The sequence below is a fragment of the Winogradskyella sp. PC D3.3 genome, from assembly GCF_054366245.1.
Genome location: NZ_CM135962.1, coordinates 682,305 through 698,363 on the forward strand (window position 1 = coordinate 682,305; position 16,059 = coordinate 698,363).

General features: G+C 33.8%; 11 protein-coding genes. 8 read left to right on the forward strand and 3 right to left on the reverse strand.

What is annotated here, in order from left to right; translation table 11 throughout:
- The first annotated feature begins 146 nt into the window (after positions 1-146).
- The 6 genes from ACXGSQ_RS02975 (at position 147) to ACXGSQ_RS03000 (ending at position 7,855) form a co-directional block, all read left to right on the forward strand.
- Positions 147-2,573, forward strand: a complete 2,427-nt coding sequence (locus ACXGSQ_RS02975; RefSeq protein WP_458628158.1) for a TonB-dependent receptor — start codon at positions 147-149, stop codon at positions 2,571-2,573.
- A gap of 19 nt (positions 2,574-2,592) precedes the next feature.
- Positions 2,593-3,894, forward strand: a complete 1,302-nt coding sequence (locus ACXGSQ_RS02980) for a hypothetical protein (protein ID WP_458628159.1) — start codon at positions 2,593-2,595, stop codon at positions 3,892-3,894.
- A gap of 247 nt (positions 3,895-4,141) precedes the next feature.
- Complete coding sequence (recA, locus tag ACXGSQ_RS02985) at positions 4,142-5,146, forward strand: recombinase RecA (RefSeq protein WP_458629313.1); 1,005 nt, start codon at positions 4,142-4,144, stop codon at positions 5,144-5,146.
- Between the two features lie 100 nt (positions 5,147-5,246).
- Positions 5,247-5,690: a hypothetical protein gene (locus tag ACXGSQ_RS02990; protein WP_458628160.1), complete on the forward strand. Its 444-nt coding sequence runs from the start codon at positions 5,247-5,249 to the stop codon at positions 5,688-5,690.
- A 24-nt stretch (positions 5,691-5,714) separates the two neighbouring features.
- Positions 5,715-6,260 carry an RNA polymerase sigma factor gene (locus ACXGSQ_RS02995; RefSeq protein ID WP_458628161.1) on the forward strand — a complete coding sequence of 182 codons (546 nt, stop codon included), beginning with the start codon at positions 5,715-5,717 and terminating at the stop codon, positions 6,258-6,260.
- Between the two features lie 2 nt (positions 6,261-6,262).
- On the forward strand, positions 6,263-7,855 hold the full coding sequence (locus ACXGSQ_RS03000) for a hypothetical protein (RefSeq protein WP_458628162.1): 1,593 nt from the start codon (positions 6,263-6,265) through the stop codon (positions 7,853-7,855).
- A gap of 59 nt (positions 7,856-7,914) precedes the next feature.
- On the opposite strand, the gene ACXGSQ_RS03005 is transcribed toward ACXGSQ_RS03000, so the two are convergent.
- Positions 7,915-8,679: a lysophospholipid acyltransferase family protein gene (locus tag ACXGSQ_RS03005; protein WP_458628163.1), complete on the reverse strand. Its 765-nt coding sequence runs from the start codon at positions 8,677-8,679 to the stop codon at positions 7,915-7,917.
- 123 nt (positions 8,680-8,802) lie between these two features.
- On the opposite strand from ACXGSQ_RS03005, the gene trpS reads away from it, so the two are divergent.
- Entirely contained in the window at positions 8,803-9,771 is a 969-nt protein-coding gene (gene trpS / locus ACXGSQ_RS03010; RefSeq protein WP_458628164.1) for a tryptophan--tRNA ligase, read from the forward strand.
- Positions 9,772-9,857: 86 nt separating this feature from the next.
- Here the strand turns inward: trpS and ACXGSQ_RS03015 are convergent, their stop codons facing one another.
- Together ACXGSQ_RS03015 and dprA are read right to left on the reverse strand one after the other, a co-directional pair.
- Positions 9,858-13,151 (reverse strand): T9SS type A sorting domain-containing protein, encoded by a 3,294-nt coding sequence (locus tag ACXGSQ_RS03015; protein WP_458628165.1) that lies wholly within the window; start codon positions 13,149-13,151, stop codon positions 9,858-9,860.
- A gap of 353 nt (positions 13,152-13,504) precedes the next feature.
- On the reverse strand, positions 13,505-14,608 hold the full coding sequence (dprA, locus tag ACXGSQ_RS03020) for a DNA-processing protein DprA (protein ID WP_458628166.1): 1,104 nt from the start codon (positions 14,606-14,608) through the stop codon (positions 13,505-13,507).
- Between the two features lie 263 nt (positions 14,609-14,871).
- Here dprA and ACXGSQ_RS03025 point away from each other — a divergent pair, with 263 nt between their 5' ends.
- Entirely contained in the window at positions 14,872-15,810 is a 939-nt protein-coding gene (locus ACXGSQ_RS03025; RefSeq protein WP_458628167.1) for an HU domain-containing protein, read from the forward strand.
- Positions 15,811-16,059: the final 249 nt, after the last annotated feature.

The window sequence follows — 16,059 nt, forward strand, 5'->3', positions numbered from 1 at the left end:
TCATTAGAAGCGCCAACTCAATCACTCGAGGAAACCATTGAAAAAATCGATCTTATTCTACAATTCAATGAGTTAAAAACATGCTGTAAAGACAATTAAAAAATAATCGCTATTTTTATTTGGAATAAATATAAATAAGGATATTTTTGTCAAAAATTTTAGACGTGTCCCAAGTGAAAATATTTTCTGTTTTTTTATTTCTGGCTTTTAGCACCATTGGTTTTAGTCAAGATGGAAGTTTCTACGGAAAGGTAAAATACAATTCTAATGAACCTGCTGTTTCTACCTTTATTGTACTAAAAGGAAATGATATCACTAAAGAAACCAACTCCAATATAAATGGTAGTTATAGCTTTAAAGACATTCCATTTGGAACTTACACCATAGCATTTTATTCATTAAACGACGTTCCTAAAACAGTAACCGTAGCGTTAAATTCAAAAAACCAAGAGGTTAACGTTACTTTAGAAGTTGCAGCATTAGATGAAGTTTTTGTAAAATCTAAAACCGTACAACAAAAAATTGAAGAAAAAGGATTTGCCGTTAATGTTATAGAAACCAAGGAAGCCGCAATCCAATCGATACAAGTTAATGAATTACTCGACCAATCTGCAGGAGTTAGAGTGCGTCAGTCTGGTGGTTTGGGCTCGCATGCGCATTACAATCTTAATGGTATGACAGGTAATTCTGTTAAGATCTTTATTGATGGAGTACCTATTCGAAACTTTGGTCCTTCCTTTTCTTTAAACAGTATTCCTCCGTCTTTAATTAAACGTATTGAAGTGTATAAAGGAGTTGTGCCACCTCATTTGTCTGATGATGCTATGGGTGGAGCTATCAATATCGTCTTAAACAGCATTACCAAAAATGAATTAAAAGCCTCTGTTTCTGCAGGATCTTTTGGAACTTATAGAACCGACGTTAATGGTGGTTATAGAAATAACAAAAACGGTTTTACGGCAAGAGGTTCTGCTTTTGTGAATTATGCCGATAACGATTATAACGTATGGGGAGACCAGGTGGCTGTAGCGCTTTCTGCCGGCACACCAGATGTGTATATCAAAGCCAAACGGTTTCATGATCGCTATAGATCGCAAGGTGGTAAAGCTGAATTTGGATACACCAATGTACGTTGGGCCGATAAATTATTAGCTGGTGTGTTACTCTCTAATATGGATCAACAAATACAAACTGGAGCTACCATGGAAATTGTATATGGCAATCGATTTACGGAACAGAACACCTATATGTATAGTCTAGATTATGCAAAAAACGATGTGATTAAAAATTTAGACGTCAGCGCTTTTGCCTCTTATTCGCGTCTCAATCGAAAAACCATAGATACTATTGCTACACAGTACAGTTGGTTAGGTTATCCTACGAATTATTATAATGATCCTGATGTATGGGCTACAGGCGCAGAAGCTGGAGACCCAACATTACAGAAAGATATTGATGAAACTATTAATGCGCGTACTAATTTAGCATATCATATCAATGACAATAACAGCATTCAGCTAAACCATTTACTAAACACCTTTACGCGAGATTCTGATGACCCAATGCTTCCTGCTGCAGAAAATGCATTAAAAGAAGAACGCAACTATCTAAAGTCCATACTAACGCTTTCATTTGAAAATAAAGCCTTTGAAGACAAGTTAAGAACTTCAATTTTTGGAAAATCGTATTATATGGATAGAACTTCAAAATTACGAACCCGAAGTTCTAACACCTCAAATTCAACAATCAGTATTGAAGAAAATAACATCTCCTCTAACGACTTTGGTTATGGCGGCTCTATTTCTTATACAATTTCACCTCAACTAACCGTATTTGGATCAGCAGAAAAAGCGATTCGTTTACCAGAAGCCAATGAAGTCTTTGGTAATGTTGCTGCTAATGTAAATGCTTCCGTAAATTTAAAACCAGAACACAGTAATAATTATAATCTGGGATTTAGTTACGACAATATCCAATTTAAAAAACACACCTTTGGAGTCACCTCTAACTTATTTATAAGAGATACAGAAGATTTAATTATGCAATTTCCTACGGGAAGTAATGAAGAATTTTTTGAAAACTCAAATATTGGAAAAATATACACAGAAGGATTCGACTTTACATTAAACTACAACTATAACGAAACAGTTTTCTTTAGTGCCAACACTTCATTCTTTAATGCTAGAGACTATAATGTGACGTATGACGTGAATGGCAACCCAATTACGCCAAGTTACGAACGCCTTGCCAATACTCCTTATTTTACAATGAACTATAACCTAAAATACAGTGCACAGAACGTCATTCAAAAAGGGTCTAGCCTATCTACTTATACCAACTTATTATATGTACACGAATTTTTTAGACACAGTAGTGTACTTGGTGGTTCAGGAAAAACGGTAATTCCAAGTCAGGTTTCTTTAGATGCCGGTTTTGCTTATACATTTCCAAAACACAAGGTTTCACTGAGTTTTGATGTAAAAAACATATTAAATAATCAATTATTCGACAATTATGCCCTTCAAAAACCTGGTAGAGGGTTTTATGGGAAACTTACTTTTTCAATTTTATAAATCAATTAATTTAATACTTATGAATTTTAAATATTTATCTCGTATTGCTTGTTTATCAGCTTTATCTTTAATGACGTTTTCATGTAGTGATGATGACACTCCAACTTCGGGGCCTACAAATCCTTCGGATTATAGACCATATCATTTAGTTATTGGATCGAGTCCAACAGGAGAATCAGAAACCTATATTCAAGGGACCACTGTAGAAGAACTTAATGATCCTAATAAAACCTATACCTTTAATGGTTATGGTCAAGAAATACCTTCTACACGTACGGCGAGATTATACACTTCTAATGATGGTGAAACCGTTTATAATTTAAATTATGGAGGCGGTGATATTTCTAAATATGATTATATCAGTGGACAAAATTACGACTTAGTTTTAACAACAGATATCCAAGCAGTGATGGGAACAGCCTATCCACGTTGGACAAAGATTGATGATAATTATGCTATGTTACACAATGTAACTACAGAAAATATCTATGAAAATCCAGATGAAGAAACGTCGCCTTACGTAAGAACTAAAGCCACTGTTACTTTAGCTCGTGTAGATTTAAATACAATGAGTGTATTAGAAAATACGTCTTTTGAATTTCCTTATAGTGAAGACAACTCTGCAGAAGGGATTCATACCTTTCGTATTGATGCCCCAGTAATTGCTAACGGAAAGCTTTACTACGGAGTTGCTAAACGCTTTTATGATGCTTTAACTGGTGAAAATGGCACTATGGTTTATGATAATGTAGAAACTCTAGTCGTAGATTACCCATCTTTAGAAAACGAAACTACAATAACCTCAACACTTGCACAGGGTTCTACTAATGGCTACAGAACACCTGTTGCACATAAAGATGAATTAGGTGATACTTACCAATTAATAACTTCTGGTGATGCTTCAATTATGAAAATCAGCAACGGAGCTTATGATACAGCTTATGGTAAATTTGATATTAAATCGCTTTTAGGTCATAATGCCGAAGCAAATACCGGTTGGTTTTATGTAGGTAACGGCATTGGTTATGTACCCGTTTTAAATACCGATTTAGGAGATAATGCAAGCTCTAATTGGGATATCGTTCGTGTTGATGTTTACAATAAAACCGCGGTTAAAATGAATATTCCAATAGATTTATGGTTACGTCAATACCAATGGGCAAGTGTTATTGATGGTAAATTATATATGGCTTTAGCTTCTTTAGGTGGAGTAGGTAATGTTTATATTTTTGACCCTAGCTCTACTAGTGCAGACGGCTTTACAAAAGGTGCAACGTTACAAACAGGAACAACAGATGCTTCATACATTGGGTTATTCTAAAAATACAATCAACCTATAGCCCTAAGACGAGGTTCACTATTTCAATAAAAAAGCCAGAGTAAATATTTACTTTGGCTTTTTTATGACTAATAACGCGCATTACTACGATCACTTCTTCCTGTTTTTAAAAAAGTCAAAAAAATCATCACTTTCATTTGTAGTAATTTGAAACGAGAAATGTTATTAATTAAAATAAGTGGTATTTTTGAATAATTATTTAATGAAGAATTCTAAGAAAAAAGAACATATGAGTAGCGAAAAAGATGCAAAATTAAAAGCTTTAAAATTAACTTTAGACAAGTTAGATAAAGCTTACGGAAAAGGAACAGTAATGAAAATGAGTGATCAAGCTGTGGTTGATGTTGAAGCTATACCTTCAGGCTCATTAGGATTAGATATTGCATTAGGCGTTGGAGGATATCCAAGAGGCCGTGTAATTGAAATATACGGTCCAGAATCTTCTGGTAAAACAACATTAACACTTCATGCTATTGCCGAAGCTCAAAAAGCGGGTGGTATTGCAGCTTTTATTGATGCAGAGCACGCTTTTGATCGTTTCTATGCTGAAAAATTAGGAGTAGATATTGATAATTTAATTATTTCTCAACCAGATAACGGAGAGCAAGCTTTAGAGATTGCTGATAACTTAATTAGATCTGGTGCTATTGATATCGTAGTCATTGATTCTGTCGCAGCCTTAACACCTAAAAGTGAAATTGAAGGTGAAATGGGAGATTCTAAAATGGGCTTACACGCACGTTTAATGTCTCAGGCTTTAAGAAAATTAACAGCTTCTATTAGCAAAACAAATTGTACCGTAATTTTCATTAACCAATTACGTGAAAAAATTGGTGTAATGTTCGGTAATCCTGAAACAACCACTGGTGGTAATGCCTTAAAATTCTACGCTTCAGTTCGTTTAGATATTAGACGATCTACACAAATTAAAGATAGTGACAGCAACGTAATGGGTAATAAAACCAGAGTTAAGGTTGTTAAAAACAAAGTAGCTCCACCATTTAGATTGGCTGAATTTGACATTATGTATGGCGAAGGTATTTCTAAAGTCGGTGAAGTTTTAGACTTAGCTGTAGAACATGAAGTGGTTAAAAAGAGCGGATCTTGGTTTAGCTACGGAGATACCAAACTTGGTCAGGGCCGTGATGCAGTGAAAATGATTATTAAAGATAATCCTGATCTTATGGACGAATTAGAAGCGAAAGTGAGAACGCTGATTAACGATTCTAAATAGAAAATTAAAAAAATCCTGATTATTTCAGGATTTTTTTGGTTTTAGACGCAACCCTTTTGCTTTTTTTACATCTATAAGGTGAAATTGATTATTTTTAATTATGAAAAGATATGCCCTTTTAGTCTTTATTTTTATCTCAGCGTTTACGTCTTGTAGTCTTGAGGATGATAATAGCTATGTTGGTACAGAAGTAATGCCAATAGAAAGTGTTGAAATACCAGAACACTTTATCTACGGAGAAAGTTATGAGATTTTGATAACTTATAATCGTCCATCAACCTGTTATCAATTTTATAATTTCTTATATGATATTGAAGGAAATGAACGTACTGTTGCCGTGGTTAACTCAGTGTACTCCAATACATCTTGTGTGGATGACTTAGAATCGGTTACTGTAAGTTTAAATTTTATGGTTACAGGAACAGAGACTTATCTTTTTAAGTTTTATCAAGGTCATGATGAAGAAGGTGAGGATCAGTATTACTTAGCAGAAGTGCCTGTTCTCAATCAGAGATCTGGTTCTGAAAATACACAGTTAGACTAATTATTAATTAATCCGTAAACTAATGTGAGTTTAGACCAACTCATACAAAATTGTATTAATAAAGATGTACAAGCTCAAAGCCAATTATACAAGCAATATGCAAGTAAATTATTTTCGCTTTGTCTTAAGTACTCTAAAAACTATGCAGAAGCAGAAGATAATCTGCATGACGCATTTTTAACTATTTTTAATAAAATAGAGCAGTATAATAATAAAGGTTCTTTTGAAGGTTGGCTAAAACGCATTGCAATTAACACGGCATTGCAACGGTACAGGGAAGATGTTGGAGTCTATGATATCGTTAACGAAGGTAATATTGAAGATGTTTCTGTTGATATTAATGATGATAACGTAAGTATTGATTTTTTATTAAAAATCATTCAAGAATTACCAGACCGATATAGATTGGTGTTCAATTTATATGTTTTAGACGGCTATTCCCATGTTGAAATTAGTGAATTAATTCAAATTTCAGTTGGCACCTCAAAATCTAATTTAGCACGAGCAAGATTAATTTTAAAAGAAAAGATTGAAACCTACAACGCGACCTCAAAGTCGCAGAGTTTATAAAAATGAGTGATAAGAAAAACATAGATCGACTTTTTCAAGAAAAGTTTAAAGATTTTGAAGTTGCACCTAATGATGCACTATGGGATCGTATAAACGAAAGTCTTCCAAATAAAAAGAAAAAGCGGAGAGTTATGGCACTTTGGTGGCAACTTGGTGGAGTTGCTGCTGTCATTGCGCTCTTGTTAACGGTTGGTATTACGGTATTTAATTCAGACGAAACTAATTCGCAAGAATTTCCTGTTGTAGATATGGAAGACGTAGACCACAAATCAGAAAAAGAAAATTCTAATACGTTACCACTTAAGGATCAAAATGATCTTAAAACGACTAAAGACGACAACACCAAGATTGTTGATTCTAACATTGATTCTAACTTAAATACAAAACAAAACTCTAATGTAGCCGACTATGAACATGAAAGCTCGCATCATACACGTTCATCAGATGAATTAATAACATCTAATAAGTCGACACCAAAATCAAATACTGTTGCTAATAACACGATTAAAGAGCGCACCAATTCATCTCAGTCTCAGCAACAGAAAAAGTCTCTAGCAGTAGTTCGCAAGACAACTAAAACAAACGATGTAAATCAACCGAAAACGTCTAATTCTAATTTAAAGACAGATAGCAAAACACAATTAGCATCAGAAGCAGAACAAAAATCTGCAATTAAAAAGAATATTGAAGAACATAGTACTGCTATAGCAAAAAATACAACGTCTAAAACGTTAGAATCAGAAACACTTATTGATGAGGCCAATACAACAAAAACAGAGGATGTAATAGTTGAAATTCCAGAGCAACAAAGTATTGAAAATGCTATTGCAGAAAATAACGAAACTATAGATGAAGAAGAAAAAGAAGATGACCAAAACAGGTGGAGCATTGCCCCAAATGTTGCGCCTGTTTATTTTAATTCCTTTGGTCAAGGTTCTTCATTAGACAAGCAGTTCAACGAAAACGGCAAAAGCTCTGATGTTAATATGAGCTACGGTATTGCTGGTAGTTATGCTATTTCTAAAAAACTAAAAATTAGAGCTGGGGTTAACCGCGTTAAACTCAATCAAACCACGTCAGACGTATTTGCTTTTACAGGCGCAGAAACAGCTGCTAGAGGCGCAGATGCTTCTTTTAGCAATATCTCTTTTAGTTCAGACGAGCAACAAGTGTCTCTTGTGAGTTCTAAAATGATGAATATGGCTACAACACCAGAATTATTCAATACTAAAATTATAGGAGAAATAGACCAGCGTTTTGGATTTATAGAAATTCCGTTAGAATTAGAATACCGATTATTAGACACAAAATTTGGGATTAATGTTATAGGCGGATTTAGTACCTTCTTTTTAAGTGAAAATGAAATTTATGCCGATGTCAACGGAAGTACAACTTCAATTGGAGAGGCCAACAATATTAATGATACAAGTTTTAGTGCCAACTTTGGTTTAGGTTTAGATTATACCCTTTCTAAACAATGGAATATAAATCTTGAACCTACATTTAAGTATCAAATAAACACCTTCAATAATACAACAGGAGATTTTAAACCCTACTTTATTGGTGTGTATACAGGATTAAGTTATAAGTTTTAGGTTAATTTAGGTTAGGTTATTGCAACTAATAAGCTATGAAAATGCAATGATGACAAAAGCTACTCTTGGTTAGAGTGGCTTTTTTTTGTACCCTGCCCGCAACGTAATTCTTCCAAAATTAAAGTCCGTGTTTTATTGTTTAACGCTTTGGTATCTGCAGTGGCTAAACCTTTCGTTGGTATAAACTGATGTATTTTTGCGCGCATTTTACCGGGACCACCACTAAAAAAAGTATAAGAAAATCGTTTTTTATTATCGTAGAAAGTTATAGGGACTATGGGTATTTGATGGTTAATTGCTAATCTAAACGCCCCATCCTTAAACTCATCTAATAAAATATGTTCATCTGGCACACCTCCTTCTGGAAAAATACAAATACTTACTCCTTGTTTTAAGCGACGTTGCGCTCGTAAAAATACAGCTTGCCTACTCTTAGCACTCGATCTATCAACGAGTATGCATGTACGCTTATAAAAGAATCCAAATAGTGGAATTTTAGCCAATTCTTGCTTTCCAACAAATACAAATGGGTTTTTCACAGCCACCAACATTAGCATAATGTCTGCCATAGAGGTGTGATTAGCTACAAACATGTAACTCTTATCAGGGGATGGTATTTCTTCTCTTTTAATTCTATACCTAAAGCCCATACCGATTAAAATACACTTAGACCAGATGCGCGCTAGCTTAAAAAAATAGCAATACCATTCCTCTCTAGAGATAGAAATAATCAATAAAGGCAACATTACAATAATCGGAATAGCTACTAAAATGTAGAACCAAATACGATATAAAAACCAAAATGGATATTTAAAAAACGCCATAGCCCCAAAACTAATTAATTAAATTAAATGACTTCTTATAGTCTACTAAAAAATTTACCTTTGTTTTTTATTTCAATACTGAAGTTTAATTTTAAAGAGATACCTGCTTTTGCAGGTAATGTTATGGCAAGAATACTAACAGGAGTACAAAGTACAGGAACACCACATTTAGGAAATATTTTAGGTGCAATTTTACCAGCAATAGAAATGGCAAACGATGCTAAAAACGAGTCGTTTTTATTTATTGCTAATTTGCATACGCTAACGCAAATTAAAGATGCTGACGAACTAAGAAACCATACCTATTCTGTTGCTGCAACTTGGCTTGCTTGTGGTTTAGATATTGAAAAAACGGTGTTTTACAGACAAAGTGATATTCCTCAAGTCACTGAACTTTCGTGGTATTTAAGCTGTTTCTTTCCATACCAACGTTTAACCTTGGCTCATGGTTTTAAAGACAAAGCCGATCGCTTAGAAGATGTTAATGCAGGTTTGTTTACCTATCCAATGCTTATGGCTGCAGATATTTTAATTTATGATGCAGACATCATTCCGGTAGGAAAAGATCAATTACAGCATATTGAAATGACACGAGATGTCGCTTCTCGTTTTCATGCGAAAATGGGAGACGCTTTTGTTTTACCAGAAGGAAAAATACTAGAAAGTGGTATGCTTATTCCAGGAACAGATGGTGAAAAAATGAGTAAAAGTCGCGGTAACTTCATCAACATCTTTTTACCCGACAAACAACTACGTAAAAAAATAATGTCTATTGAAACCGATAGCACACCGCTTGAAGAACCAAAAGACTGGGCTTCATGTAATTGTTTTGCTATCTATAGTTTATTAGCATCGGATACTCAAATTGCAGAAATGAAAGCTAATTATGAAGGTGGAAATTACGGTTATGGTCATGCCAAACAAGCCTTATATGAATTGGTGGTAGAGCGTTTTGAAAAGGAAAGAGAACGCTACCATTATTATATGAGTAATCTTGATGAAGTTGATGCTGCATTAGCCAAAGGAGCTGCAAAGGCAAAACTTGTCGCAGATAAAGTTTTAAAACGCGTTAGAGAAAAAGTTGGGTATTAATTTTGCTCCTTTTTAAAAAGATTTAAACAAAAAAAAGACCTCTATGATTTTAATAAAGGTCTTTTTTTTATTCAACTAATTAATCGTTAATTTAGAATTTTCTTTGTTACCACACTACCATTATCTAACTTGATAGCAGCAATATAAATACCTTTTGCGAACGAAAATTGTGTATCGAATGAATTTGTATTGTCGTTTATAGTGTAGTTTATAAGTTGTTTACCATTCATATCAAAGATTTCAATAGAGTCTAACTTACTATTAGACTTTACATAAAACATGGCATTACTAACATAAGCAAAGGTATCTGAGGCAACATTCTCATTTACAGAAAGCGTTACAGATGTTGTATATCTTAAAATAAAACGATCATTAAACTCTCCCACTTCTCCTGTAAAAGTATAAGGTGACGTTCTTAAATTATGAATTACGCCGGTGTATGTATCCTCTAAATAAATAGCTTGTTCTTGCGTTTCAAATAAGCTTCCCTTAACATCACCAATAGCAATATTATAGATACCACTTTTAACTAATTCTATACCTAAAGGCACCGTATTAGAATCTATAAAAGGTAATGGAAGCCCTTGTATTACTAATTTTTCGTCATCTGAGATTAAAGAATATAAATTAAAGCCCTCATTATTAGTATAAGCATCATAAAGTCTATCTTTTCCTTCTGTAGCTCCATCTGCATAACCTATTAATGTACTAATAGCTCTATTGTTCTCATCAGATAAGCTTAACCATACTAATTGTTTTTCGGTAGCGGCAGCAGTGTCTTCAGTATTTCTATAAAATTCTGAATTATCATAAGTTACTAAATCATTATGACGCATAGAGTTAGTAAACTGCACAGAAGTTGTATTTGGAGCTGTATCAGCAACCCTCACAAAAAAGGCTTGCCCAGAAGCAATCTTGCCATTAAATGATGATGGCGTTGACGTCCCTAACGCATTATAAGTAATGTATTGGTCTCCGTAATTGACTCCAAAGTGATCATAAAATGGATCAGTAGCACCAGTATCAAATACATATTCATCATGAGTCCATATATCTACACGTCCTTCAAGGTATGAATTAGCCGTTAAGAATTTTTCCGCATCTATAGCCGAAGGATAAGGATTTCCTATTAAGTTCCAACTGCTGTCATTATGGTCCATAGACAAATAATCAGGAGACTTATAAACATCAATATTAAATGCCCCATTATTTGGTGTACCATAAAATCTTGTTGTAAAACCACTTACTTGATTATTAGCCACTCTAACAATATAACCTTTGCCTGGTATCATTACAGCATTAGATGCCGATTCCCAATCTCCATTACCCGCTCCATTATTTCCTGCATTTACGTTCCATTGATACGTTGGAGTATTAGAAATTTCTGAAATATTAAAATTTTCTACTGGAGAAGACCAATACACATAATCATATTGTTTGACCTCCTCATTACGTAACCTGCGTTTCACAGTAATTTCTCCACTATTTTCAACATCATTAATTTGCACTAGACTCGCATCATCTTCTAAAGTGAAGGTAGCTGCAGGCAAATGATTCACAAGTATTATATCATTACCTTCTTCGTCTTTTTCAACATTACCAAATTCATCTAATTGCTTAACCTCCAAGACTTCTGGCTCTACCGTTATTTCGTTATAAATTAACATTGTTTTACCTTCAGGAATAACAACGTTGGCCCCAGACGTCACCCTACAATCACATCCTACTAAATCTTCTGATTGCGTTGTGTAATCACCAGTATAAACTAAACCTCTTTCTTTCTCTTCTACTGCCCCATATGGAGAACTCCATTCAGTACCATTCCAATAATATGGTGTACCACCTTCACTTAAGGTAACAGGTAATATTATAGTCCCACCATTATCGTTAGAAATTTCAATTTTATAAGTCGCTAAGTCATCAAGCTCAACATTATTTATAGTAAAATCCTCATTTGTTTGAGTATCAAGTTTTGAGTTGTATTTTCTCCATTGATACTTTAATGCCAAATCAGGATCTCCTGCTGGTGGATCTGTTATATCTCCTGCCCCATCATCTATACCAGCCTCAACACTAAAAGTTACACTTGTAGTTCCATCTGCTTTACAAACAAAACGAGGTAAGATTGGTCTTGCTATAGGCGCTTTAATATCAAAAGCAGATTGGTTATAAGCAATAAATGCCATGTCTGCAGAACCTCCCGCTACTGAATTAATATTTTTTACAGAATCTATATTAGAAGCATTTAAATCAAAATCCTCTAAATTAAGAGCAATTAACTTAATTAATCGATCTTCATTATTACCATAAGTTCTGGATTGCGGAACTGCTGTATTAATATCTGCTCCACTAGGAAGTTTATACAGATCTAATTGCCAACGACCTTGATTATTATATTGATTATGCAAAAACAATTTTATAGGTCTCCCTATCACATTTCCTCTATCATCTGCGTAATAATAAGTATCCCAACTACCGGAATCTGCAATTTGTGTAATCAATAAATCTGGAATTCCATCATTAATTGCACCAACCTGTCCGTTCCCACTAAAAAAACGAATAGATGCTGTTTGATTATAATTAGTTACTCCTGTTCCTAATTCCAAACCGTTCTTCCCATCTATCATTACTTGAAAAACAGTTAAATCAGCAACCTCGTTAGACGTAATAACGGTTCCTTCACCAACCACACCATCTACTAAATCTGCTGTAGCTATAAAATTAGCTCCAGAATTAATGGTTCCAGTAATTCCATTTGTAGAATAGGCTTTAAAAACCTCATTACTAATATTTAGACCACTTATCGTTGAAAGCAAAGCATCATCCACTCCTGTAGAATAAGTTACTCCATCATATGTAAAACCTATTAATTCATGGTAATCGTTTGGATACGTACTCGTATCTCGATAAACATAACTAGAAGATCTCCAATACCCTTGTCCGTTATGATTCCAATTAGTAAAGATTTCAGTTACATGCTTAAAGGACTCAGAACCACTACTACGATCATTACGTTTCAATTTAGCTCCTACATAATCAATTTTCACTAAATTTTCTGGGGCATTCGACCCTAAATAGACATTATTACCGTTTACTTTTAAAATAACATTCGAAATATCATTAGTACCATCTGTAGTGATTTCAAAACTTAACTCCGTACCATCTGGAGTAGCCGTAACTGAGCTAGTGCTTATACCATAAATAGAAACAGTTGAAGAGTTTGTAAATCCAGTACCCACTAAAGTAACGACACTGCTCTTAGTAACTCTTGTAGGAAAAACGTCACTAACGATTATTTGCGCATAAAAAGAAGTACTTAACAACAACAAAATCAAAGTTGTTGTTTTTTTAGATAATACGAAAGATAAAATTGTATTCATAGGTTATTTTGTAATTAATCTTTTGAACGATATATTAAGACTTAGTCTAATAATACATATCAATTCAGTGTAAATTTGGGTTTAACACTGCAAAAATGCTACAGTTTAAAAGAGACACAAAAAAAATTAGTTGTTTTGCAGATAATTTCCTTTCAAAGGCATTATTTCCAATCCTAATTCACACAAATAATGTATTTTAGAATAAAACCAAATAAAACATTCAGCCTCTATGTTTACGGTCATTTCTAAGTTTCTAGTTAATTCAAGCAAAAACTGTTAATTTTATGTAAAAGCGCTAATTAAGATGCCATAGAATCTAACATTAGTCTATAACTTATAAAATTTTGCTAAAACTAAATTGCTTCAAACAACTTTCCTGGTAAAGGCCTCACTAAACCTTTCAATTCCATGTTCAATAAAATTCCTGCGAGTTTATAGGTCGGCATTTCGCATCGTAAAGCAATAACGTCTAACATCGTTTTATTGTTTTCTATTAAAAAATTATAAACTATTTTTTCGTCGGGTTCCAAGGTTACAAACAGCTGGTGTTGTACTGCTGGTTTTTTATCTGACTCTAATTCCCAATTCAACATATACGGCACATCTAACGGGTTAGATAACAAATGTGCTTTATGGAATTTTATTAAATTATTACAACCCACACTTTGACTATCTGTAGTTCTGCCTGGTACTGCAAAAACTTCTCTATTATAAGAATTAGCGATATCAGCCGTAACTAAGCTCCCTCCTTTTTCGGCAGATTCAATAACGATTGTGGCTTCACTAAGTCCTGCGATAATTCGATTTCGTTTTAAAAAGTTATTTCTATCAAACACATCAGAACTCCAAAAGTCCGTATAAAAGCCTCCATAATTTTCAATGTCTGCCACATACTTTTTATGCACCTTAGGATAGATTTGATTGAGACCATGTGCCAGACATCCTATAGTTTGTAGATTGTGTTTTACCGCTGCCTTTTGCGCCGTAATATCAGTTCCGTATGCAAAACCAGAAACAATTATAGGGTTAAACGGCGCCAACGTTTCAACTAATTTTTCACAAAAGGCAATACCACTTGTAGTAATTTTTCGGGCACCAACAATACTAATAATGTGTTGTTCTTTTAGATTAATGTTTCCGGATTGAAATAACACAATTGGGCCATCAATACAATGTTTTAAACGCTCTGGATAAGTTTCCTCTGTAAAATAATGGGCTACAATATTGTTATCCTTAATGAATTTCAATTCTTGTTCAGCTTCTTCAAGATGAATTTCATCAAAAAGCCCCTGAATGGTTATGGCACCAATACCGTCGATTTTTAAAAGCTTCGCTTTCTTTTCTTTTAAAACGGCTTCAGCAGACCCACAATGATTAATAAGTTTCTTGGCGGTTGTAGCACCAATTTTAGGAACGTGCTGTAAAGCTAAGGCGTAGATAAGTTGCTGATCTGTCATTGAATACAAAATCTTTGAAGAAATTAGTTATCTATAACACGAATATAATTATTTAATTTTGAATGCATTTAAAATCATCTTAAACAGAAAGCATGATGAATGCCATTCGATAACTCCAATTAAAAAAATAGAATTATTTCAAAAAAAAAAGTCAATGTAAATTCCAAGAAAATCAATCAAATAGGCAACTATTTATTTTGATGTTAATAACTATACTCCACTTAATTTCATTCAGAAATAAAAATTTTTAACTTTGCCTTAATATGCAGTTAGAGACTTACATTAGCGACCTTTTATACCGTTACGATTGTGTTACCGTTCCAGAATTTGGGGCCTTCTTAACACGTCGTGTTTCGGCAAAAATACACGAATCCACACATACGTTTTATCCTCCTAAAAAGGCTTTGTCTTTTAATGAGCAATTACAGCAAAATGATGGCTTGTTAGCTAATTATATTGCGGAGGTTGAAAAAATACCCTATTCGACAGCTTTAAATAAAATTTCGAAGCAGGTAAAATCAATTAAATCGTATTTAGTTGAAGGTGAAACTATTCAGCTTAAAAACATTGGTGAAATGGCATTAAATGTTGATGGAAAAATTCAATTTGATCCGTCTAGCCATATCAATTACCTTACCGATTCTTTTGGGTTATCTCACTTTTCGTCTTCAGATATTACACGTGAGGTATATAAGGAAACGGTAGAAGCTGTAGAAGAAACTGCACCTATTACATTAACACCAGAGAAGCGCTCTAACCGTAATTGGTTAAAATATGCTGCTACTGCTGTTATTTTATTAGGCTTAGGTGGTTTTGGTGCTGCAAATTACTACACTACTACTATTGAGAACCACAATCAATTAGCACAAGAGCAAGCCAATGAGCAACTCGATGCAAAAGTGCAAGAAGCCACTTTTGTTATCAGCAATCCATTACCTGCTGCAACATTATCTTTAGATAAACAAAGTGGTAATTATCATATTGTTGCTGGTGCATTTAGAGTAGAAGCTAATGCTATGAAGAAGGTTAACCAATTAAGGGCACAAGGTTTTAAAGCCCGTCAAATTGGCCCCAACCGTTATGGCCTACACGAAGTTGTTTATGGCAGTTTTGATACTAGAGCTGAAGCACAAAACGATCTTTTAAAGATTCGTAATGAGCATAACCGTGATGCATGGTTATTGATAAAGAAGCTTAAATAAGTTCCTTATTTTTTCCTAGATCTTTTTAATACAACTATCATTAATTTGGATAAATGGGTATGTTTTACTCTTGTGGAATGCCAACTTCACATAAAACCCTATTGTGCCTAATTTAGACCATAACTTATTATATACATTAGGAAGCTTATCATAGCTATTAACATCAAATGATATATAATTAAGCCTTTTCACTTTTTAGTTTTTAGTTTTTAGTTTTTAGTTTTTAGTTTTTAACTATAATACTACTAC

Excerpts from the sequence above, each read along its gene's own strand:
- ACXGSQ_RS03000 (WP_458628162.1), top strand. The coding sequence starts at position 6,263 with ATGAGTGATAAGAAAAACATAGATCGACTTTTTCAAGAAAAGTTTAAA.
- recA (WP_458629313.1), top strand. The coding sequence starts at position 4,142 with ATGAGTAGCGAAAAAGATGCAAAATTAAAAGCTTTAAAATTAACTTTA.
- ACXGSQ_RS03015 (WP_458628165.1), bottom strand. The coding sequence starts at position 13,151 with ATGAATACAATTTTATCTTTCGTATTATCTAAAAAAACAACAACTTTG.
- ACXGSQ_RS03025 (WP_458628167.1), top strand. The coding sequence starts at position 14,872 with ATGCAGTTAGAGACTTACATTAGCGACCTTTTATACCGTTACGATTGT.
- dprA (WP_458628166.1), bottom strand. The coding sequence starts at position 14,608 with ATGACAGATCAGCAACTTATCTACGCCTTAGCTTTACAGCACGTTCCT.
- ACXGSQ_RS02980 (WP_458628159.1), top strand. The coding sequence starts at position 2,593 with ATGAATTTTAAATATTTATCTCGTATTGCTTGTTTATCAGCTTTATCT.
- ACXGSQ_RS03005 (WP_458628163.1), bottom strand. The coding sequence starts at position 8,679 with ATGGCGTTTTTTAAATATCCATTTTGGTTTTTATATCGTATTTGGTTC.
- trpS (WP_458628164.1), top strand. The coding sequence starts at position 8,803 with ATGGCAAGAATACTAACAGGAGTACAAAGTACAGGAACACCACATTTA.
- ACXGSQ_RS02990 (WP_458628160.1), top strand. The coding sequence starts at position 5,247 with ATGAAAAGATATGCCCTTTTAGTCTTTATTTTTATCTCAGCGTTTACG.